Here is a 21564-nt window from a genome sequence, read left to right as displayed (position 1 = left end):
CTAATCGCATTAAATTTTACGCAGCAGCATGGCATCATCTTTTGAAAAGTTTCAACGTCGCAGACTGATCTCCTCGTATTTTTCGGTGATTTTAAGTATTGCGCTGGTACTTTTCTTATTGGGATTGCTAGGCCTTCTTGTGCTCAACTCTAAAAAAGTTGCCGATCATTTTAAAGAACAGATCGCATTGACGATCTACCTAAAAGATGACGCCAAAGATGTTGAGATCAAACAACTTGAAAAAACGCTTGCACTAGCCGATTACACTAAGTCGACGCAGTTTGTTTCTAAAGATGAAGCTGCCGAAGAACACAGCAAAGAAATAGGTGAGAATTTTATGGACTTTTTGGGCTACAACCCGCTGCAAAATTCCATTGACGTATATCTCAAAGCCGATTTTGTCGATGCGGCTCAGGTTAAAGAAATCGCAGATAATTTGCTCGCCAAAGACTTTGTAGAAGAAGTAAATTATGACCAGCCTCTGATCTCGCTGCTTAACGATAACATCAAAAAAATAAGTTTGTGGGTGATGGTCATTAGTGGTGTGTTTACACTTATTGCGGTATTGCTCATCAACTCTGCGATACGTCTTTCAGTATATTCTAAGCGTTTTACGATTAAAACGATGCAAATGGTGGGCGCGACCAAAGGATTCATTCGCCGCCCGTTTATCTGGCTGAGTATGAAATTAGGAATGGTAGGCGCAGTAATCGCACTCGCAGGTATGGCCGCTGTTCTTTATTATTTAAACCAAACCTTCCCTGAGTTAGAATTGCTGGCAGACCCCGTGATTCTGGCTATATTGTTCGTAGGTGTTTTTCTGGCAAGTGTACTGATTACTTGGTTCAGTACCTTTTTGGCTACTCAGCGTTTCTTGAATTTAAGAACAGACGAACTTTATTATTAGAGAAGAGCTTTTAGATCAAAAGCCCTTTCAAAACATAATTTTAACCCTTTTAAGCATGGGAGAACAAAAACGAAAAAAACAAAATGAACTGCACCGTAGCAGTTTTATTTTTAAGAAGAAAAACTACAAGGTGATGTTGATAGGCCTGGGTGTGATCGCTCTTGGTTTTATCTTGATGTCTGGCGGCGGTAGTGATGATCCTACGGTATTTAATCCGGAGATTTATAACTGGAGACGTATACGTCTTGCTCCGGCGCTGGTGTTGATTGGTTTTGGGATTGAAGTATATGCGATCTTACTGAATCCTGATAAGAAGAAAAACGCCAATTAACAAGAATTAAATGGATATAATTGACGCGATAATCCTTGGGATCATTCAAGGTCTTACCGAATTTTTACCGGTTTCTTCAAGCGGTCATCTTGAACTAGGAAAAGCCATTTTAGGCGACAGTACTCTGCCAGAAGAAAGCCTTCTTTTTACTGTAGTTTTACACTTTGCAACAGCACTCAGTACGCTGGTAGTTTTTAGAAAAGATATTCTTGATATTCTTAAAGGCTTGTTTCAGTTTAAATGGAATGAAGAAACGCAGTTTGCTGTAAAAATCATCATCTCGATGATTCCCGCTGTGATCATCGGGTTGTTTTTTGAAGAACAATTAGAAAGTCTTTTTGGCGGAAACATTCTGCTTGTAGGAATGATGCTTATCATTACCGCGCTTTTATTATGGCTGGCAGATAAGGCTAAAGACACCCAAAAGCCGGTTAGCTACAGCAATGCTTTTACCATTGGTATCGCGCAAGCTATTGCTATGCTTCCGGGGATTTCCAGAAGTGGCGCTACGATCTCGACTTCGGTTTTATTGGGGAATGACAAAAGCAAAGCCGCACGTTTTTCCTTTTTAATGGTGGTTCCGTTGATCTTCGGGAAGATCGCAAAAGACCTGCTAAGCGGAGAGATCACTACCGAATCTGGTAATTTTACTGCGCTGTCTATAGGTTTTGTTGCTGCCTTCGTTAGCGGACTTATCGCTTGTACCTGGATGATCAAATTGGTTAAAAAGAGTAAGCTCTCGTGGTTTGCCATATATTGCCTTATCGTTGGGATTATCGCGGTTGGTTTTGGGTACTATAACCTTTAGAAAACCGAAGAATTACAAAAACATTTTATGCAGTTTACCGAAGAATATTTTAAAGAAGGTCAGGTTTTACTTTTTGACAAGCCGCTCAATTGGACCTCATTTCAACTGGTAAACAAAGTGCGCTGGTTGATCCGCAAAACCTTTAAGATCAAAAAGATCAAAGTAGGCCACGCAGGTACTTTAGACCCTTTGGCCACTGGTTTGCTTATCATTTGCACCGGTAAATTCACCAAACGTATTGAAGAATTTATGGGACAAGAGAAAGAATATACCGGCACCATTGTATTAGGTGCTACGACGCCTTCTTATGATCTGGAAACGGAGATTGATCAAACCTTCTCTACAGCTCATTTGAATGACGAACTCATAAAAAAAACTACCGCTCAATTTACAGGAAGCATACAGCAGCAACCGCCGGTTTTTTCTGCGTTGAAGAAAGACGGAAAACGCTTATATGAGTTTGCACGCGCCGGGGAGGAAGTTGAAATTCCCAGCAGAACCGTTGAAATTTCAGAATTTGAAATCACCCGAATCGAAGTTCCTGAAGTTGATTTTAGGGTGCGTTGTAGTAAAGGAACGTACATCAGGTCATTAGCACACGATTTTGGAAAAGCATTAAATAGCGGCGGACATCTTTCCGCTTTGCGAAGAACAAAAATTGGTGATTTTAATGTAAAAGATGCTACCTCTTTAGAAAGCTTTGAGGCCGCTTTAAAACAAGCTGAAACTTCAAACAATTAGTTAACAGCTCTTCCGTTTTGTTTAACAGCCACGCATACTACGTTTTTGTAATTTTGCATTGATGAAACTGTCTCCTCAAGATAAAGCGATGTTGATCACCTTTAGCGGTGCCAGTATTCTTGCGGTAGTTTTTCTATTTTTTACCATCAAGCCTTACGACACGTCACAGGTAGAAGAATTTATTCCCATCCCGATTATTGCAGAGGAGCTGCCAGAAGAAGAACTTCTGGAACAAACCGAAGAAGAACAGCCACAATCCCAAGAAATCACTAATCAAGCGCAAAGCAGTAGTCGCTTGGTGCGCGAAGCTAATAGATTTTTTAGCCAGCAAAATGAAGTAGAAAATGCCTTAAAAAGCGACACGGAAACTGCAGACCCTTCTGAGGATACAGACGGCGATGACGAGGCATTTCCTGATTATCGGGAACGCATCGCAATGTTGCGTCAAAAGCGTGCTGCGCAGCAGTCTGCCGGCACATCAGACGACGCTAAAGAAGTTTCTAAAGTAAATACCTCAAGCTATCGACGCAGTACGGTTACTTATCAACTCAAAGAGCGCAATGCGATTCAAATTCCTAATCCCGTGTATACGTGCGATGCTACCGGGCGCGTGGTGATCAATATTCAGGTGAACGGCGTAGGCGGTGTGACTAAAGTCACGTTTAATAAGAGCGCCTCAACCACCGCAAACGGTTGCCTTGTAGATCAAGCTTTAGAATACGCGCAACAAGCTATTTTTAACAAAAGCACACGCGATTCGCAATTAGGCTCGATCAGTTTTGAGTTTCAAGGTTAAATTCTTTTAAGATCGCAAGCAGTTCTTCAACCACAGCTTGTCCTTTATTATCATTATACCATTTCTGAAGCGTGTTAATAAACTCCGGTGTTATCGTTTCATTTTCCGCTTTAAAATCTGTCACAAGTTGCTGTGCAGCCTTAGAACGCGAACCCCAACTTGTCACCACAGCATTATTCTCTGGATTCTGCACGATCAATTTTGGTATGGCTTTTCCACCATTGGTCAAGAAGGCATCCATCAATTGCGGGTGATCATCACGCAAGACCAACTTGAAATTTATGGCCGGCTGTAGTTCAGCCATTTTATGCATTACGGCCACTGCCGCAGGAGCATCGCCACACCAACTTTCAGTAAGCACTAACCAATTTACCGGTCTTGTATAGTTTTTCAATTCATCTTCTTGGGCCGGAGTGAACTTTAAAGTTTTATCCCAGCGCTTCATACGGCGGTCATTAAGTACGGTATAATTTGATAAAGCTTCGGTTTGCGTATGCCCGGTGCTTGTGAAAGATTGGGCGTGTTTGGCTACCAAAATTCGGTAATCTGCGTAGGTTAAGGCATTTTTGCGAGCTTCAGTTACCAGCTCTTGTCGTTCTAAGGTTGTAATCGTCATAAAGCAAAAGTCGGTGTTTTTTGAATCAACTTACAAAGCGCAGTACCTAAGAACAACTCAAAATGTCTACCTTTAATTTTCAATTGGCTCCGCCAAAGGGATTAATACTCGGAGGCTTGCCTTGAAGTAATTTACTTTGAATTATGACAAAACACAGATGTGGCTGGTGTGTGGGCGATCCACTTTATGAAGCGTACCACGATCAAGAATGGGGCGTCCCCGTCTATGACGATCAAACCATCTTTGAATTTTTGATCTTAGAAACTTTTCAGGCAGGGTTAAGCTGGATCACTATTTTGCGCAAGCGCGAAAACTTTCGTGAAGCGCTTGATGCTTTTGACTATAAAAAGATCGCAGCGTATTCTGATGTCAAGCTTGAAGAACTTCTTCAAAACCCCGGAATCATCAGAAATAAATTAAAAGTAAAAGCTACGGTGAGCAATGCTCAAGCTTTTATAAAAATTCAAGAAGAATTCGGTAGTTTTTCTAAATACATCTGGAGTTTTGTAAATCACAAGCCTGTTCAGAATTCGGTAAAAAATTATAAAGAAGCGCCGGCAACTACCGCAATTAGTGATGCCTTATCAAAAGACCTAAAAAAGCGTGGTTTTAAATTTACCGGTTCAACTGTGGTTTATGCGCATATGCAAGCTACCGGTATGGTTAACGATCACGAAGTGAATTGCTTTAGATATGCTGAAGTAAGCAAACTCCAATAAAGTTTGTAAGTCATTTATTAGAACATTACCGGTTAGTTCATAACTAGGCTCAGAGCTTTTTCGACGAATAAAACCTAACGTAAATAAGACAGAAACGCTTCTCTGGTAATTTCTCTTGCTCCTAAACTTTCCAGATGAGTTGTATATACTTGGCAGTCGATAAGTTTATAGTCTTGCTGTGCAAGCTTGTGCGCTAAAGAGATTAGCGCAACTTTGCTGGCATTACTTGCTTTTGCAAACATACTTTCACCACAAAAAACCTGTTTTTCTTTGAGATTTACGCCATACAACCCTCCTACGAGAACCTCATCCTGCCATACCTCTACAGACTCTGCATAACCCAATTTATGTAGGTTTAAATAGGCTTCGACCATTTCGTTTGTGATCCACGTACCGTCTTGATCATCTCGTTTGATGCGCTTACAATTTAAAATTACGTCTAGAAAATGCGTATTGTAAGTCACCTTAAACTTTGCGTCGCGCAACACTTTTCTCATTGACTTTGAAATGTGTACTTCCTGAGGTTTCAACACCATTCTGGGATCAGGCGACCACCATAAAACCGGCTGACCATCATTATACCAAGGAAAAATTCCTTGACTATACGCATCGATCAAGCGCGCCGGACTCAAATCTGCACCCACGGCAAGGAGACCATCTTCATCAGCAAGATGATGATCAGGAAACGGCTGAGACGAATTAATAAAAATGATGCTTTATGATTTTAATAAAAACAAGTATAATATTTTGAATAATTCCGATTTTTTGCCGAAATTTATGAGAGCCTATTTAAAATTTTGTTCATCATTGCTTTTTTAGTTTATAAATAGGTTCACCTAAAACCAATTAAAAGCTCTTAATTTCAAGAGCTTTTTTTTATGCTCTGAACTGTCTTAAGGCTAACAGCGCATAAAATTTGATTATCAAAAAAAACTCAAAACCCCCGAAACTTACTAAAAGTATCGAGGGTTTTACATGTGTTTAACGTGCTTTTTAGAAAGGCAGATCGTCGTGATCGTCATCATCAAAATCTGAAGCAGGCTCAAACTGGTCTGCCGGTGGTACCGGAGGTATTCCAGCAGAAGGCGCAGCGCTTTCAAGACTTTCAATTCGCCATCCTTGAATGCTATTAAAATATTTTGTCTCACCTTGTGGATTCACCCACTCGCGACCTCTTAAGTTGATGCTTATTTTTACGTTTTGCCCTACATTAAAGTTGTTTAGCAAGTCGGTTTTATCTTGCACAAACTCAACCATTATAGGCTGTGGATATTGCTCTTCGGTAGTTACAACAACTTCGCGCTTTCTAAAACCATTGTTCCCAAAGGTTTGTACGTCTCCAATCAATTTAATTTTTCCCTGTACTTCCATTTCTGTTGTTTTGTTTATATGATAAGCCTTTTAAAATTAGGCTAAAATTAATTTCCAGGCATCGCCCGTTCTATCTTGATTTACTAATTCTTTAATTGCTTGATGCAATTGCTCTTGATTTCCAGAGCTCACCACTTCTTTTAAATCCTCATTTTCTGATAAAAATGCCTTTACAGCTTCTTCATCTGGTAAAGCCTCAATATTACCTAGCCTTCCCAAGTCGTTTCCGCTAAGCACGGTGCTTAATCTTATAGCTTCCGGCAAGGCATCTACACCTACACCAAGATTGCGCAGCGGCTTTGGCACTTCAAACATACCTTCTATCGCCCGTGTGTACCAGTTGCCTCCCATACGCGCCACAAGATCAATTTTGTGCTCGTCAATGGTTTCTGCTTCGGTCAGCACAGCCTTTTGAATATGAATTCTAAGCACCTCGCAAACGACTAAGTTTCCCGCACCACCTTCAGTTCCTAAAGCCACAACTTCATTTACCTTGCACTCCAATTGCACAGGCGCTTCTTTCACACGAAAAGGCTTTACCGCTTCTGAAAGCTCTTTACTGAAACCTGCTTTTATAAATTCGTCTACACCGGTTTCATATTCAGTGCTGGCCAGCGACATCTGGTGTACCATAGCATAATTCACCACATTGATCACCACTTCTTTGGTTGCAAGAATATTATCTAGCGTATGTTTTGTGGTGTTATCTCTCCCCCTACGCACCGGAGAAAACACAACAATTGGCGGATTAGAGCTAAACACATTAAAAAAGCTATACGGCGCCAGATTAGGTTTACCCTCGGCATCTAAAGTACTTGCAAAAGCAATAGGGCGTGGCCCCACAGCAGCAGATAAAAGACCATAAACTCTGGCATTTTCTGAAGTTTTAGGGTCTATAGAAAGTGTTTCGGTGCTCATTTGGCAAAGGTAGGCATACGATAGTATTCTTAAAACCGTTTTGAAAACAATAATTGTATTCAAAATACTTTATATTTATTTCAAATGCCAAGTTGTATCTGCTTTAGAACAGCGCAGCTAAACAAAGGCTTTTTGTTAACACGAGCTTCAAAGAAACGAACCCTATGAATTTTAATAAAGATCAGCGTTTTATCCGCTGGTTTATCATTTTTGCAGCGGTAGTTATAACCGCGCTTATTCTTTGGAATGTCTCCTTATTTTTTGACCAACTCAAGCAGGCAGAACGGGACCGTATGGAAATCTGGGCCACTTCTATGGAAGCCTTTAATACTGAAGACATCAACCAGTATTACGCCCTGAGCCAGAAGATAAATTCTAAAAATCAATACATTCCCATAATCATTACAGATTATAAGGACAGTATTGTAAACAGCATCAATATCCCCGAAAATATTCTTGAAAACCCTATTAGATCTCAAGAATTACTGCTGGAAATGGCCACCGAAAATGATCCTATACGCATTGATATTTTGGGTGGTGAACTCTGGTATGCGTATTATGGGCACTCCCCGGTGATCAATCAATTGAAGTTTTTCCCGGTGGTATTGGTGATTATTGTAATTCTTTTTATCGCGGTAATTTATTTCTTTTACGCCACCTCAAAAGCTTCAGAACAAAACTCGCTTTGGGCAGGAATGGCTAAAGAAACTGCGCATCAAATAGGCACGCCGCTTTCTTCACTTGTAGGATGGACCGAAATTTTAAAAGCCGAACAAGTAAACCCCGATTATATTGAGGAGATCAATAAAGATATAAACCGCCTAGAAACCATCACCGGAAGGTTTTCTCAAATAGGCAGTATCCCGAAGCTTGATCCCAAAAACATCATTACCGAAACCCAAGAAGCCTTTGAATATTTAGCTAATCGCAGTTCTAAGCTCATCGATTTTGAGATCGATGTTCCGCAGGGGCAACTTTTTGTAATGCTCAACAAAGAACTCTATGCGTGGAGTATTGAAAACCTGGTAAAAAATGCCATTGATGCCATGAAGGGTAAAGGAAAGCTCACACTAACCGTTAAACGCGACACCCGCTTTGCAAAAATCTTGATAAAAGACACCGGTAAAGGAATCCCAAAAATGAACTTCAATACCATTTTTGAACCGGGTTATACTACAAAAAAACGAGGTTGGGGTCTTGGCCTCTCGTTAACCAAACGTATAATTGAGGAATATCACGACGGACAAGTACGCGTGTTGCATAGCGAACTCAACAAAGGGACCACCTTTCAAATAGCGCTTAAACTTATAGACGAATGAATGATAAGGTAAGAAATATGAAAGTCAGTATACTTTCTGACAATTGGTATACGCTAAACAAAGTAGACTTTGAATATCTCAACAATCAGAACACTTGGGAACACCAATCGCGCGAAGCTTATGATCGCGGAAACGGTGCGGTAGTGCTGTTGTATAATCCAGATCAAAAAACCGTGATTCTCACGCGGCAGTTTAGAATGCCTACCTATCTCAACAAAAACAGCGATGGGATGATGATCGAAGCCTGCGCCGGATTGTTAGACGAAAATGACCCAAAAACGGCAATCATTAAAGAAATCGAGGAAGAAACCGGCTACAGAATCAAAACAGTTGAAAAAGTCTTTGAATCCTATATGTCTCCGGGATCTGTAACCGAAATTTTGCATTTCTTTATCGCAGCATATTCTGAAAGTCAAAAAGTATCAGAAGGCGGTGGTGCCGTTGATGAAACCGAAAATATTGAGGTTCTTGAATATAGCTTTCAGGATGCCTTAGCATTGATAAAAACAGGAGAAATTAAAGATGCCAAAACTATAATGCTCCTGCAATACGCACAAATTAATCTGGCAGATCTTATGAAATAGGTTATTTTTGCGCCACCAACCAACCTCTGCATATGGCTTCTTCTTTCGTAAAATTTGGCGAGTCTAAACTGCGCAATAACTGCCCAAAATGTTATGCGCAAGATGGGTTAAGCTTTACGTTTTATAACAAGATCGAAGATAACAAGTTGCTTACTAAAGCCACTAAGGAAGTAAAAGGCGAACTGCATTGCAGTCACTGTTCATCACAAATTTATCCGGGATTGTGGACAGACGAAATTGACCGCGTATACCTTTACAACTTAAAAAGGATAGGCAATCCTGAGACGTATACGCGTTTTAAACCTCTAGCAATTATCATTCTGATTGCAATTGTAGTGGTTGCTGCGGCTGCCGCTTTTGCTATTTACAGATTGAAAATGGCCGCTTAAAAAGCTGCTTGAATCTGCTGCGCAAGCGCCTCAAATTCTTCTTGAGCAAGTTTTGTTTTACTAATAAAGCGCGCGTCTTCCATTGTTGTAAGCGGAATCAAATGCACGTGAACGTGTGGTACTTCTAGACCTATCACAGAAACACCAATGCGCTCACAAGGCACTACTTTTTCTAAAGCCTTAGCTACTTTTCGGCTAAATGCCATAAGTGCCATATATTCTGCTTCGGGCAAATCAAAAATCTTGTTGACCTCCTTCTTAGGAATACATAGCGTGTGCCCTTTTGCGTTAGGGTTAATGTCTAATATTGCAATATGTTGCTCATCTTCGGCAACAATATGTCCAGGAATTTCGCGATTGATGATCTTTGTGAAAATAGAAGCCATAGTAAGTCTTAATCTCTGGTTATTTCTAAAATATCAAATTTCATCGTTCCGTTTGGAACACTGATTTCTGCTACTTCACCTACTTTTTTACCAAGTAAGCCTTTACCTATAGGAGAATCTACAGAGATCTTTCCGCTTTTTAGATCGGCTTCACTTTGCGCAACCAGTTTATAGGTCATCTGCATTCCGTTAGTTTGATTTTTAATTTTTACGGTAGAGTGTACTAAAGCTTTAGAAGTATCTAGCTGAGACTCATCAATGATACGGGCATTAGCTACAAGCTCTTCCATCTTAGAAATGCGCATTTCTAGCATTCCCTGAGCTTCTTTAGCAGCATCATACTCAGCATTCTCACTCAAATCTCCTTTATCACGCGCTTCGGCAATTGCCTGAGAAGCCTTTGGGCGTTCAATATCTTTAAGCTGATTCAGCTCGTCTTTCAATTTTTTTAATCCTTCTGCTGTATAGTATGATACTTTACTCATAACTTCGTTTATTAATGCACAATGACTGTGTGTATTTTTCGTTTAAAAATTTAATGTTTACAGAGCTGAAGTTTCGAGCTCGCTTATAAACACAAAAAATCCCATTAGAAACGGGATTAAGTGTTGCTAATATACGAATTTATTAATTGTTACTTCTAAATTTTTCTAAATTGATAAACCCTAATTTTTTCTTTCGCACCAAGTTGCTGCTTTGTTTTTTGGCTTTTAGCGTGGTTTTACAAAGCTGTAGTTCTGATGATAACCGCATCAACAATCCCAATGTAAATCCTATTTCTTTTAGCGTAAATCTTAATACCAACCTTCCGGAATATAGTCAGTTGCAATTCCCCGGGAATTCGGTTTACGTATCTGGTGTAGGCATCCGCGGAATATTTGTTATCAATACCGGTGCAGGAATTCGCGCTTGGGAGGCAACAGACCCCAATCACGTTCCTAATAGCTGCTCGACGATGACTTTAAATGGCACCGAAGCTACATGCCCTTGTGAAGAAAATACCTATACTCTTTTTACCGGGCAAGATACCGCTCAGGAATTACCGTACACCCTTATTGAATATCGGGTTGCAGAGAACGGCAACCTCATCAACGTGTCTTATTAAATAGAAAAAGCCGGCAATTGCCGGCTTTTCAGCTTCTGGTACGAACCCCTAAAATCGTACCGTGGCTCCTATTAAAAAGTTGATTTTTGCCTGCGGATAATATCCCGCTCCTTCAATGGTAGTCACCGTTCCCGGATTTGAGAAGTCGTCATCGTAGGTAAAGAAATACCCGTTAGAAACATATTCTTCACTAAAGATATTATTGACCAACGCTGTTAGCGTAACGCGTTTTGCAAAGCCTATATTCTTCAGGTCATACTGCACGTTAAAATCATTGATGAAGTACGCATCAAGCTTAGAACTTTCCGCATCAATGTTTCCTAAATATTGTTCGCCCACATATTTAGAAAGTAACGACAAGCGCAAATTTTGCACCGGAAAGAAATCAAGTCGGTTTCCGGCTATGATTTCGGGTGAAAATGAAATATTGGTATTCCCTAAATTCTGTAATTCTCCATCTCGCTGAAAGAAAAAGTCTCTGTTTTTATTGGTACTCAAAGCGATATTCGGCGTGATCGCAAATTGACGACCCAACTGAAATCCTGCTTCTACCTCTAATCCTAAACGATAGCTCGAACCGCTATTTTGACGAATGGGCGCTCCCACATCATCAATCGCACCGGTAAGCACCAGCTGATCGCGATAGTCCATAAAATACAGATTGGCAAAAACACGCGCACGTTCTTTAGTAAAACGGTAGCCCAACTCAAAATCATTTAAAGTTTCCGGCACCGGATTTCCATTTTCAAAATCGGTACGACTGGGTTCTCTATTGGCTCTGGCGTAAGAGGCATAAATTTTATTTTCCTCATTCAGCGTAAGCGTTAGTCCCGCTTTTGGATTGAAAAACGAATAGTTTTCATCGATAATAAATTCGTCAATATCGCTATTGATCCCATCAGTCTCATAACTAATAAAACGTCCTTGAAGGTCACCAAAAACACTCCACATATCGTTAATACGCCAGGTCGCTTTAGCAAATGTGGTAAACTCATTTTTATCTGCGGTACCAAAATAATAGCGGTAACCCGCCTCTTCATCTTGAGCAAAATAACGTGCCCAAGTGATCTCACCATAATGATCACCACTGTAAATACTACCAAAAACTCCGGCATCAAAATCAACTGAATTTGACTTATAATTGGTTGTCAGGTTTGCCACATAATAACGGTTATCTAGCCAGCGACGGCGAATAAGGTCAGTATCAGTTTGTAATTCACCATCAACCTCATAAGGCTCCCAGCCGATAAAATCAAAAGTAGCATCGCTAGAAAAATTGACATTGGCATAATACCACGAGTCTACATACTCTTCAAAAAAGCCACGTCCCATAGTGTAGTTTAAACTCAGCTGTGTTGACCAGCCTCCGCCATATTTTTGATTCCAATGCAATTGTACGTGATCTTGCTTGTAATTATCAACTTGATCTTCGTAAAAACCTTGAAAATTACCGTCGTCATCGTATTGAAAACCTATAGGATTATAGGTTCTGTCCATCGCTAAAGTCTGTGCATCGATACCGTTCCATGACTGGTAAGTCACCTCGTGACCGCCAAAAACAACAGCTTTAAGTAAGGTTTTCTCATTGCGATATTCTCCCTGCAGGTAATAGGATTTTAAGTCTGAACTGGCGCGATCTACATACCCATCAGACTTTATAGCAGAAAGTCTTCCGGAAAAACTAAAATGATCATTTATAAGTCCGGTGCCAAATTTCACATTAGCTCGACGTGTATCAAAAGATCCTCCCGAAGCATTTACTTCCGCATAAGCTTCCGGCGTAGCCGCATCGGTTAAAATATTCAAACTGGCACCAAAAGCTCCGGCACCATTGGTTGATGTTCCCACCCCACGCTGCAACTGTACGCTCTCGATAGAACTACTAAAATCCTGCAAGTTCACAAAGAACGTTCCCAGACTTTCAGCATCGTTATACGGGATTCCGTTAATAGTGACGTTGATGCCACGGTTACCGGTACCACGCACTCTAAAACCGGTATAGCCCACACCGGCGCCGGCGTCTGAAGTGGTAACTACACTAGGTAAATAATTGAGTAAAATAGGCAGGTCTTGTCCCAGATTGCGCTCGTTGATCTCGGCTTTAGACAGGTTGCTGTACGTAATGGGCGAGTCTGCATCTACACGTACCGATTGTACCAGCACCTCATCTAGTTTTTCTACATCGGTAGAATCTTGTGGTGTTTGTTGTGCGAGTGCGCCAAAAGTCGTTAATGTGGCAGCACAGGCGAATAAAAGAGTTTTCATTCGTAAAAAGTTTTACGAATAAAAGGGGCAATTATTCTGTGTTACTAAAAGTTAATATACAATGTTGCTTAAAAACACGCAGGTCGTCACCCGCCTTTTTAAGCGATTCCCTTGGCAGCATTATCTGCCCAGGTTCATTGGGTATGATCTCAGCTCGCTTTCTGCATAAATACAGAAGTTTAAGCACCCCTTTGAGATTTAGGGCGCAAATGTAATACAATATTTATGCTTTTATAAAAAAATTAAGGGCTTTTGTAAAAGCGAATATTAATTTTAAAATTCTATGAAAAACACCAAGCGATCAATTACCCTCAAGGTCCTTACCGGCTATATCATGATTGGTCTGCTGGTTGTAGTTGCTATTTATTTTATCTACCCGCAGATAAAAACCTTTATTTATCCTCCTAAAAAAGAACAAGCAACAAATCAAAAACTCACCTTTACCAGCAATGCGCTCAGTTATCTGTATGAGGCAGAGACTATAGGCAGAACCGCTATGGCTACCGGTTCTCAGCGCCAATTTAAAGAATATCAGGTGCTGGTAGATAGTATAAAAATTGAACTGGATTCGCTACAGCGCATAACAGACACTAAAGAGCAAAATGAGCAGTTAGACAGCATAAAAATGTTACTTTCTAACAAGACTAGTAACATTAGAGCAATGGTGCGCCTGCGGGACGAGCAATACTCCCGCAACTACTATGATGAAGCGCTTGACGAACTCGTTAAAGAGGATATCTATTTTGAAGATTATGCTAATGATCCGCGGTTAGATTCGGTGGACCCGTATATCAAAAGCGTGATCGTTGATTTTAATGAGTACATCCGTAAGGATACCCGGGATGAAGATCAAGGTCTGAAATCTATGGCTGAAACCGTGCGCAAAACGCTTTCAAATATTGAAGCGCGCAAGAAGGAGCTTGAGATCGATATCATCAACCGCGAAAACACTCTACTGGCTAACGACCGAAACATCAACCTAAAAATACGCAATCTCTTAAGCACCCTTGAGCGCGAAGGAAGTTTTAGCGCAAGACAGCGTGAGGCATTTTTGAACAGCAGAATTCAAGAGATCACAAAAACGCTCAAGATCATTGGGATCATTAGTGTTGTGCTGGCCATTGGGTTTGTAATTATGATTTTTAAAGACGCTTCTCGCAGTCAGCAATACAGCAAAAATCTAGAGCAAAGTAATGCCACAGCACAGTCGCTTTTGAAAAGTAGAGAACAGTTGATGGCGACCATAACCCACGATATGCGCTCACCGCTCAATACCGTTCTGGGCTTTACAGATCTGCTGAAAAAAACCGCTGTAGATGCTAAACAAATGCGCTATCTGGATACCGTGCAGAAGTCTGGCGATTATATTCTAAAACTGGTCAATGATCTGCTGGATTTTGCTAAGCTGGAAGCCGGAAAAATCAGCATTGAAAAAATCCCGTTTAACCCTAAAAAGTTAATCGAGGATGTCATCGTAGTGAGTCTCCCGCAACCTTTAAAACAAGGTGTTGAGATTCGTACCGAAATTCCTGATGAACTGGACGCGATTTTTTTAAGCGACCCTTTTAGGATCAAGCAAATTCTAGCTAACCTCATCACCAATGCTTATAAATTCACCGAAGAAGGAAGCATCACCATTGCACTTCATAAAAACGGAAAAAACCTGAGGTTTAAAGTGATCGATACCGGTTGCGGGATTCCTAAAGAGAAACAACAGCTGATCTTTAAAGAGTTTTCTCAGGCTGAAGAAACCACGCAGCGCAAGTATGGTGGTTTTGGTCTCGGACTATCGATTTCGCAAAAATTAACCGAATTACTCAACGGTAAACTTCAGCTGAAAAGTATTCCGGGGAAAGGGAGTACGTTTACTTTGATCGTTCCCGTAGAGCAAACCGAACAACAAGAACCTGCCGATTTTGAAGAAGATCTTTCTGAAGTTAAATTTGACGCACTGCGACGAATTTTGATCGTAGATGACGAACCCGTGCAGCAGCAACTTACCAAAGCTACACTGGCTCCCTTCAATTTAAAAATAGACACGGCTTCTAACGGAAAAGAAGCGCTTCAACAGATTGAAAAAAATGAATATGACCTCATTCTTTCTGACATTCAAATGCCGGTAATGAATGGTATTGAATTTATTAAAGCCTTAAAAGCAAATAGCCGATCTCAAGACATTCCGGTGATTGCTTTAAGCGGAAACGAGACCCTAAAACAAGCCGATTATAAACATTTTGGCTTCGCTGCAAATCTCAGAAAACCCTATAAACCTGCTGCGCTGATCGCAATCTTAAAAGGTTTAAGCACGGCGCAAATTGAAGAAAAGCAAAATATTCCTTCAACAGCAACAACTGCAACAACGTCGGGCAGGTTATATGATCTGAAACAGCTTAAAGCCTTTACTGCTGACGATGATGCATCTCTAAAAAACATTCTTATCGTTTTTGCCGAAAGTACTGCAGAAAGTTTAAGTCAGTTGAAAGAGCATCGTGAAGATCCAGAACAACTTAATCAGGTTGCACATAAAATGCTGCCAATGATGCGGCAACTAGAAGCTGATGATGTCGTACAGCCTCTGGTAATTTTAGAAAAACCAGATTTGGAAGACAGATCGGCGATCGCTATTCAAGATCTAGTGCAACAAGCCATTGAGCAAACTGAATTACTTTTAAAGCAATTAAAAGAAGATCAAGATCTATAGTTTAATGTCGTATTGCTTGAGTTTATTGTAAAGAGTTTTTCGATCAATATCAAGCAGTCTAGCAGCTTTGCTTTTATTTCCGCCGGTTTTTTCCAAAGCATCTAAAATGCGTTCCTGCTCATTTTTTGCATTAAATAACGCATAATCGTCCTTCTTATCTTCGACCTTAGCCATGCGGATTTCGCGAGGCAGCAATTCTTTAGGAATAAGTGACGAAGGAGCCAAAAGAACCATACGTTTTACAATATTCTTCAACTCCCTTAAATTACCCGGCCACGCGTACTGAATCAAAGATTCAACAGCATCGGGACTAAAACCTTCTACATCTTTCTCAAGTTCTTTATTGGCCTGATCTAAAAACAGGTTTATGAAAAGCATCAAATCTTCCTGACGTTCACTTAACCGCGGAACTTCAATTGAAAATTCGTTGAGACGATGATAAAGATCTTCCCTAAATTCCCCTTCTTTTACTGCTTCTTCAAGGTCCTCATTAGTCGCAGCAACCACACGAATATCAACTGCTATTTCTTTATTGCTTCCTACAGGTTTGATTTTTCGCTCTTGCAAGGCGCGCAGTAATTGCACTTGTAATTCATACGAAAGATTACCTATTTCATCTAAAAAAAGCGTGCCGCCGTTTGCGGCTTCAAAATGCCCTACTTTATCGTTAACGGCTCCTGTAAACGAACCTTTCACGTGTCCAAAAAATTCACTTCCGGCGATCTCTTTAGGAATTGCGCCGCAATCCACCGCAATAAACGGTTCGCCATTGCGCTTGCTTTTATCGTGAATGCTTTTGGCTACATACTCTTTTCCTGTGCCGCTATCTCCGGTAATAAGAATAGACATATTTGTAGGCGCAACCAAATCTATATATTGATTGAGTTTTGCCGAAGCATCACTCACGCCCTTTATAAATCCGGAGGTAGGCTGCAGGGGTTCATTTGGCGTTGTTGTTGAAGAGACTTCCGGTTTGCTTTTAGGAATTTCAGGCTTTGACACCGTTTCCGTTTGCAAAGCCTTATCCACGATTTTTAGGAGTTCGTCTGGGCGTACCGGCTTTGAGATGTAATCAAAGGCTCCTTCTTTCATCGCTTCGACCGCCTTGTTTACTTCAGCATATCCTGTCATTAGAATTACAGGGATGTTACCGTGATCTTCCTTAATGTGCTTAAGAATACTTAGACCATCATCATCAGGTAAACGCACATCTGTAATCACGAGATCAACAGTATCTTTCGCAAGAATTTTATAGGCTTCAGCAGCTGCAAAAGCGCTGGAGAGTTCATATCCTTTTTTTGATAAAAAGGTCTCTAGCATTTTGCAAAATGCTACGTCGTCTTCAATGAATAAGATTTTTGACAAATCGAAAAGTTTTGATTAAAAGTACAAATACCCTGTACTGCGCTACAGTTAAAAATCATAAAAAAAGTTAACACTTTTTGACCAAAACGCATAAAAAAGCCCCGACTCGCGTCGGGGCTTAATTTTGAATTTTTAACCACTCTACAATTAAAAATTCAAATTAGGGAAACCTAACCTACTCTTTTGGCTCAATCCATTCACCTGCTGCATTGATGTATGCAGTTTCTGGTTCTGCCTCTTCAGCTTCTAAGGTTAACTTAAAAGTCTTGTTTTCAGCATCAACCCAAGCTTCTGTTACTTTGGCCCCTTCTTTATCTTCTGCTACCGCATCAGTTACGGTCACCGGTAGATCTGCTACTTCAATTTTAGTATATCCTTCTACTGGTGCTTGTAATTCTGTTGTAGTTACTGCAACATCTTGTGTTTCTTGTGCAGTTACATTTTCTGCTGCAAACAACATGGTTGCTGCGGCTGCTACGGTCATCACTAAATTTTTCATAATTCAAATATTTTAATGCACGTGTTGTGCGTTCTTATCCATTTTGGTTTTCGAGATTATCTAATCTCTTTTTATTTCTGGATTTTCACCCATTTACCTTCCTCGTTAATGTATGCTGTTTCTGGCTCAGCACCTTCAGCTTCTAACACTAACTTGTAAACCATTAGTTCTTCGTTATAGTAGGCTTCTGCTACAGTTGCTCCTGCTTTATCTGTTGCTACAGCATTGGTTACCATTTCTGGTAGAGCTGAAGCTTCAATTTTCTCAAATCCGTCTTGTACGGGTGCTTCAACTTCAGTTTGCATCATTGCTACATCTTCGGTAGTTTCTTGTGCTTTTATATTCTGAGTAGCGAAAAGCATTGTTGCAGCTGCTGCTACGGTCATCACTAAATTTTTCATAATCAATATGTTTTGTTGTTTTTAATCTGTTTTTAAAAAGCCTTTATCATCAAAAGCTCGATTAGATAAGTAGCAAAATCATACCATCATCAAAAAAGCCCTGACCAAACGAACTAAAACCTTGTAAATGTGCATTTTGATCAAAAATGAGACCTTACCCATTTTTGTAGAAAAGAGATATTTCCACAAAAAAAGTGTGGATATAATCCACACTTTTTAGAAAATCACTTAAAATATTTTGAATCCCTCAGAAAGAAGGCGGCTTGCGATTGGCTTTTTTCTCAGCATTTCGCTTTTTAGAATCCAGTCTGCGTTTTTTGGATGCCAGAGTTGGTTTTGTTTTTTTGCGACGCTTTGGTTTTAGGAGTCCGTTTTCTAAAAGCCTGACAAGATTTTTGAAAACCTCATCTTTATTTTTATGTTGACTGCGACTCTGATCATAAGACAAAACCAATTGATCATCACTCGTAAGTTTAGACTTTAACCGCTTAAATAAACGCTCTTTTTCTTCTTCAGAAAAAACATTGGAGTCCTTAAGACTCCAATGCAATATAACTTTTGTAGATGTTTTATTTACGTGTTGCCCTCCGGGGCCGCTACTACGCACAGCTTTAAAATCACATTCTTTTAAGAGCGCTTCTTTATTCATTCCGCTTGTGCCTGATGCGAAGGTTTTAGTAAATCATTTACTGTTTTAACCGGATTGAAGGTTTCCAACGGCACTTCAACAAACAGCGTGTTCCAGCGTGCCATTGCACCATTCCATAATCCCGGAAGCTCTAAAGCTTTGATCTCGTTACCACCGTCGGTTTTGTAGGCAATAAAAGCAAGATCAGGATTTACATAATCAAGTAAGTTGTATTTTTCACCTTTATAATTACGCACTCCGGCAACAATATCCACCGGATTAAAATGCGTAGAGTTCTTAAAGATCTCCTCCTGCTTTGCGTCTTTGTCATTTACCTGAGCGCTTTCAATAATTTGTAAAGCCACTTTACCGCTTTCATCTTCAACCCAAAACGGACCACCACCAGGCTCGCCTTCGTTTTTAACCATTCCGCATACGCGAATAGGACGATCTAAAAGTTCTTTTAAATAGCTTTTCTTTTCTTCGGTAGAAAAAGATGCATAGGCCTCATCAATACGCGTACTGAAATCTTCTTGTAAGAACGTTACCAGCTCTTCCAGCTCACCTTCAGCAATAGAATCTTTGTCTAAAAGTTCGGCGTACTTAAATATACTTTCTTGTTTTTTCAGTAGTAACCCTGCTAAAAAACGCTTAGTTCTAGACAACGCTTGAATATTATCCTGCACTAATACATTGTCAATATTTTTAATGAAAACCACATCTGCATCAACATCATTCAGATTTTCGATAAGTGCACCGTGGCCACCTGGTCTAAAGAGTAATGAACCATCGCCTTTTCGGTATAATTTGTTATCCATCGTAACCGCCACAGTATCAGTTTCCGGTTTTTGAAAGGAATAATCTACATCAAAACTCACATTGGTCGTATTACTTACCGAAGCGTGAATTTTATCGAATTCCTTTTTAAATGCGTCTTTATGCTCTGGTGAAACTGTGAAGTGCAAATCGGCTTGGCCATTTTTTGCCGCATAGGCCGCTGCTTCGTGTAAATGCTCTTCAAAAGCTGTTGCCATATACGAGCCGTAGTAATGAAAAGGAATCAAACCTTTAGGCAGATTGCCGTAGTTCTCTCCATCTTCAGCCATCATCGTTTTGATAAACGCATATTTAGTAGCGTTCTCATCTTTTTTGGTTTCCTCGTCAAGACCATCGATAATATGATTATAAAACGGGAACTTTTTATAGCCCGCAAAGAAGTTTTTCATATGCTTATCGCCCGTACGCTCCAGATACTCGTCAATGGTATCTTTGGAAGCATCATAATCCTCTAAAAACTGATAGATCTTTTTAAACATACGGCTCGCAGCTCCCGAAGCCGGAGTAAACTTCAATAGATCAAGCTCTTTTTTATGGCTCTCATAAAAATCCAGATATTTGAGCTCTTCCTCTTCCGTGAGTTTAAAAATCCCGTCTGCCACTGTCGCCGGAGCAACCAGTTTAACATTAGGAACCCCATTAGTAAATAGATCAATTTGTGATTTGACTTGTTCTATAGTCAAACCGTGATCTTTGATTTCGTTGATTTCTTGGTCGGTAAAATTCAATTTAAAATAGAATTTAGGTGGTTAGTTATTCGTTTTATGCGTTCTTCAATTGAGCCTTTTACTAAAATATAGGGGCGGTTATTTTTGATCAAGGCATTTTCAAAAAGAGCAAACATTTCTTCACGCTGCTCAGGACGATCCCGTAGATCATCTGCTTGCCAAGGGGTATCAATATAGGTCAGGACATACAGATCGTACTCGTTTTCTAAAGCAGCTGCCACTACTTGCTCGTCGCACCATCCGTCATAATAGGCCTCACTATATACCTTGGTTTCTAAAAGGTCTGTGTCACAAAATACTAATTTTTTCCGGGAATTTGCAGCTGCATTCTCCAGCTTCATCTGGCCAATTGCAATAGGCAAGATATCTTTAGGTTCGCAGATCTTTTGCTCTTGATCCCATTTTTGCTGAAGATATTCCCGGGCAAATTCTGGCACCCAAGCAGCTTCATATTGCTTAGCTAAAGCCTTAGACAAGGTCGTTTTCCCGGTACTTTCGGGACCAAAGAGTACAATTTTTATGCAGTTTCCGGAGTGTTGTTGAGGTATTTTTTCCACGCGATTAAGCCATAAATAGCAAGCACAGTAAAAATAAGATATTGAAAACTGGTAAATGTGAAACCTTTGTAAAAATACAGCGGTACTGAGATTATGTCTCCCACGATCCAGTAGATCCAGTTTTCGATTTTACGTTTTGCCATGAGCCACATTCCAACAAAAAATATGGCTGTGGTCAGCGTGTCTACATAAGCGGTCCAGCTCGTCCATTTTTCAAAATAGGTGTAAACCGCAAAAACAAATAGAACGGTAGCCACAAAGATGATCCCAGACCAAAGATGATCTTTCATTGTAGCTCTCGCAATGGGTGTCACGTGCGTTGCATCTACTTTGCGCGTCCAGACATACCAACCGTAAACACTCATGGAGAAATAGTACACGTTGATCATCATATCTCCCAGCAGTCCCCATTTAAGTAATAAGTACACAAAAATCGAAGTGCTGATCATTCCGGTTGGATAAACGAGAATATTATTCTGTTTAGAATACCACACAGAAAGCAATCCAAAAATCACAGCGATAATCTCAAGGATTATCGATGAAGTCTCATACTCTGCATATTGCCCAAAGAAAAAATCAAACACTGCATTCAT

At 40.2% G+C, this 21564-nt stretch carries 25 protein-coding genes; 11 read left to right on the top strand and 14 right to left on the bottom strand.

The window, feature by feature from the left end:
• Positions 1-28 precede the first annotated feature (28 nt).
• The 5 genes from BUA96_RS05885 (at position 29) to BUA96_RS05865 (ending at position 3583) form a co-directional block, all read left to right on the top strand.
• Complete coding sequence (locus tag BUA96_RS05885; protein ID WP_072981277.1) at positions 29-907, top strand: cell division protein FtsX; 879 nt, start codon at positions 29-31, stop codon at positions 905-907.
• Positions 908-962: 55 nt separating this feature from the next.
• Entirely contained in the window at positions 963-1238 is a 276-nt protein-coding gene (locus tag BUA96_RS05880) for a DUF3098 domain-containing protein (RefSeq protein ID WP_072981275.1), read from the top strand.
• 10 nt (positions 1239-1248) lie between these two features.
• Complete coding sequence (gene uppP / locus BUA96_RS05875) at positions 1249-2046, top strand: undecaprenyl-diphosphatase UppP (protein WP_072981274.1); 798 nt, start codon at positions 1249-1251, stop codon at positions 2044-2046.
• A gap of 27 nt (positions 2047-2073) precedes the next feature.
• The gene (gene truB / locus BUA96_RS05870; protein ID WP_072981272.1) at positions 2074-2787 is read left to right on the top strand and encodes a tRNA pseudouridine(55) synthase TruB; all 714 of its coding nucleotides are present in this window, start codon (positions 2074-2076) and stop codon (positions 2785-2787) included.
• 61 nt (positions 2788-2848) lie between these two features.
• Complete coding sequence (locus BUA96_RS05865) at positions 2849-3583, top strand: hypothetical protein (RefSeq protein ID WP_072981270.1); 735 nt, start codon at positions 2849-2851, stop codon at positions 3581-3583.
• On the opposite strand, the gene BUA96_RS05860 is transcribed toward BUA96_RS05865, so the two are convergent.
• Positions 3561-4199 carry a thioredoxin family protein gene (locus BUA96_RS05860; protein WP_072981269.1) on the bottom strand — a complete coding sequence of 213 codons (639 nt, stop codon included), beginning with the start codon at positions 4197-4199 and terminating at the stop codon, positions 3561-3563. The two genes, BUA96_RS05865 and BUA96_RS05860, sit on opposite strands and share 23 nt — an antisense overlap.
• A gap of 143 nt (positions 4200-4342) precedes the next feature.
• Between BUA96_RS05860 and BUA96_RS05855 the strand changes: the two genes are divergently transcribed.
• The gene (locus BUA96_RS05855) at positions 4343-4918 is read left to right on the top strand and encodes a DNA-3-methyladenine glycosylase I (RefSeq protein WP_072981267.1); all 576 of its coding nucleotides are present in this window, start codon (positions 4343-4345) and stop codon (positions 4916-4918) included.
• Between the two features lie 74 nt (positions 4919-4992).
• Here BUA96_RS05855 and aat read toward each other — a convergent pair whose 3' ends face one another.
• The 3 genes from aat to BUA96_RS05840 all read right to left on the bottom strand — a co-directional run bounded on the left by aat (position 4993) and on the right by BUA96_RS05840 (position 7207).
• The gene (gene aat, locus BUA96_RS05850) at positions 4993-5631 is read right to left on the bottom strand and encodes a leucyl/phenylalanyl-tRNA--protein transferase (protein WP_072981265.1); all 639 of its coding nucleotides are present in this window, start codon (positions 5629-5631) and stop codon (positions 4993-4995) included.
• 280 nt (positions 5632-5911) lie between these two features.
• Entirely contained in the window at positions 5912-6289 is a 378-nt protein-coding gene (locus BUA96_RS05845; RefSeq protein ID WP_072981263.1) for a DUF3127 domain-containing protein, read from the bottom strand.
• Between the two features lie 36 nt (positions 6290-6325).
• Positions 6326-7207 carry a flavin reductase family protein gene (locus BUA96_RS05840; protein ID WP_072981261.1) on the bottom strand — a complete coding sequence of 294 codons (882 nt, stop codon included), beginning with the start codon at positions 7205-7207 and terminating at the stop codon, positions 6326-6328.
• Between the two features lie 164 nt (positions 7208-7371).
• Between BUA96_RS05840 and BUA96_RS05835 the strand changes: the two genes are divergently transcribed.
• From BUA96_RS05835 to BUA96_RS05825, 3 genes are read left to right on the top strand one after another with little or no spacing between them, the layout of a single operon-like run.
• Positions 7372-8526 (top strand): sensor histidine kinase, encoded by a 1155-nt coding sequence (locus BUA96_RS05835; protein ID WP_072981260.1) that lies wholly within the window; start codon positions 7372-7374, stop codon positions 8524-8526.
• Positions 8523-9110: an NUDIX domain-containing protein gene (locus tag BUA96_RS05830; RefSeq protein WP_072981258.1), complete on the top strand. Its 588-nt coding sequence runs from the start codon at positions 8523-8525 to the stop codon at positions 9108-9110. Before BUA96_RS05835 ends, BUA96_RS05830 begins: the two co-directional genes overlap by 4 nt.
• Before the next feature lie 32 nt (positions 9111-9142).
• The gene (locus tag BUA96_RS05825; RefSeq protein WP_072981256.1) at positions 9143-9499 is read left to right on the top strand and encodes a hypothetical protein; all 357 of its coding nucleotides are present in this window, start codon (positions 9143-9145) and stop codon (positions 9497-9499) included.
• On the opposite strand, the gene BUA96_RS05820 is transcribed toward BUA96_RS05825, so the two are convergent.
• Both BUA96_RS05820 and greA read right to left on the bottom strand, forming a co-directional pair.
• Positions 9496-9885 carry an HIT family protein gene (locus tag BUA96_RS05820; RefSeq protein ID WP_072981255.1) on the bottom strand — a complete coding sequence of 130 codons (390 nt, stop codon included), beginning with the start codon at positions 9883-9885 and terminating at the stop codon, positions 9496-9498. The genes BUA96_RS05825 and BUA96_RS05820 overlap by 4 nt on opposite strands.
• 8 nt (positions 9886-9893) lie before the next feature.
• Complete coding sequence (gene greA, locus BUA96_RS05815; protein WP_072981253.1) at positions 9894-10370, bottom strand: transcription elongation factor GreA; 477 nt, start codon at positions 10368-10370, stop codon at positions 9894-9896.
• Positions 10371-10540: 170 nt separating this feature from the next.
• On the opposite strand from greA, the gene BUA96_RS05810 reads away from it, so the two are divergent.
• Complete coding sequence (locus tag BUA96_RS05810) at positions 10541-10990, top strand: Rieske (2Fe-2S) protein (protein ID WP_233430613.1); 450 nt, start codon at positions 10541-10543, stop codon at positions 10988-10990.
• Between the two features lie 48 nt (positions 10991-11038).
• Here the strand turns inward: BUA96_RS05810 and BUA96_RS05805 are convergent, their stop codons facing one another.
• A complete protein-coding gene (locus BUA96_RS05805; protein WP_072981252.1) occupies positions 11039-13255 on the bottom strand; it encodes a TonB-dependent receptor in 2217 nt (738 codons plus the stop codon).
• 283 nt (positions 13256-13538) lie between these two features.
• Between BUA96_RS05805 and BUA96_RS05800 the strand changes: the two genes are divergently transcribed.
• The gene (locus BUA96_RS05800; protein WP_072981250.1) at positions 13539-15956 is read left to right on the top strand and encodes a hybrid sensor histidine kinase/response regulator; all 2418 of its coding nucleotides are present in this window, start codon (positions 13539-13541) and stop codon (positions 15954-15956) included.
• On the opposite strand, the gene BUA96_RS05795 is transcribed toward BUA96_RS05800, so the two are convergent.
• The 7 genes from BUA96_RS05795 to pnuC all read right to left on the bottom strand — a co-directional run bounded on the left by BUA96_RS05795 (position 15951) and on the right by pnuC (position 21564).
• Positions 15951-17321 carry a sigma-54-dependent transcriptional regulator gene (locus BUA96_RS05795; RefSeq protein ID WP_072981248.1) on the bottom strand — a complete coding sequence of 457 codons (1371 nt, stop codon included), beginning with the start codon at positions 17319-17321 and terminating at the stop codon, positions 15951-15953. The two genes, BUA96_RS05800 and BUA96_RS05795, sit on opposite strands and share 6 nt — an antisense overlap.
• A gap of 175 nt (positions 17322-17496) precedes the next feature.
• Complete coding sequence (locus tag BUA96_RS05790) at positions 17497-17820, bottom strand: hypothetical protein (RefSeq protein ID WP_072981246.1); 324 nt, start codon at positions 17818-17820, stop codon at positions 17497-17499.
• Positions 17821-17891: 71 nt separating this feature from the next.
• A complete protein-coding gene (locus BUA96_RS05785; protein ID WP_072981244.1) occupies positions 17892-18221 on the bottom strand; it encodes a hypothetical protein in 330 nt (109 codons plus the stop codon).
• 247 nt (positions 18222-18468) lie between these two features.
• The gene (gene arfB, locus BUA96_RS05780; RefSeq protein ID WP_072981242.1) at positions 18469-18870 is read right to left on the bottom strand and encodes an alternative ribosome rescue aminoacyl-tRNA hydrolase ArfB; all 402 of its coding nucleotides are present in this window, start codon (positions 18868-18870) and stop codon (positions 18469-18471) included.
• Positions 18867-20414, bottom strand: coding sequence for a DUF4301 family protein (locus tag BUA96_RS05775; RefSeq protein ID WP_072981240.1), 1548 nt, complete (start codon positions 20412-20414; stop codon positions 18867-18869). Before BUA96_RS05775 ends, arfB begins: the two co-directional genes overlap by 4 nt.
• Positions 20411-20971, bottom strand: coding sequence for an AAA family ATPase (locus BUA96_RS05770; protein ID WP_072981238.1), 561 nt, complete (start codon positions 20969-20971; stop codon positions 20411-20413). The genes BUA96_RS05775 and BUA96_RS05770 overlap by 4 nt, the downstream gene beginning before the upstream one ends.
• Positions 20932-21564: a nicotinamide riboside transporter PnuC gene (gene pnuC / locus BUA96_RS05765; protein WP_072981236.1), complete on the bottom strand. Its 633-nt coding sequence runs from the start codon at positions 21562-21564 to the stop codon at positions 20932-20934. The genes BUA96_RS05770 and pnuC overlap by 40 nt, the downstream gene beginning before the upstream one ends.

The organism is Leeuwenhoekiella palythoae, from assembly GCF_900130045.1.
Lineage (GTDB): Bacteria > Bacteroidota > Bacteroidia > Flavobacteriales > Flavobacteriaceae > Leeuwenhoekiella > Leeuwenhoekiella palythoae.
This window is presented reverse-complemented; position numbering and strand designations above follow the sequence as displayed.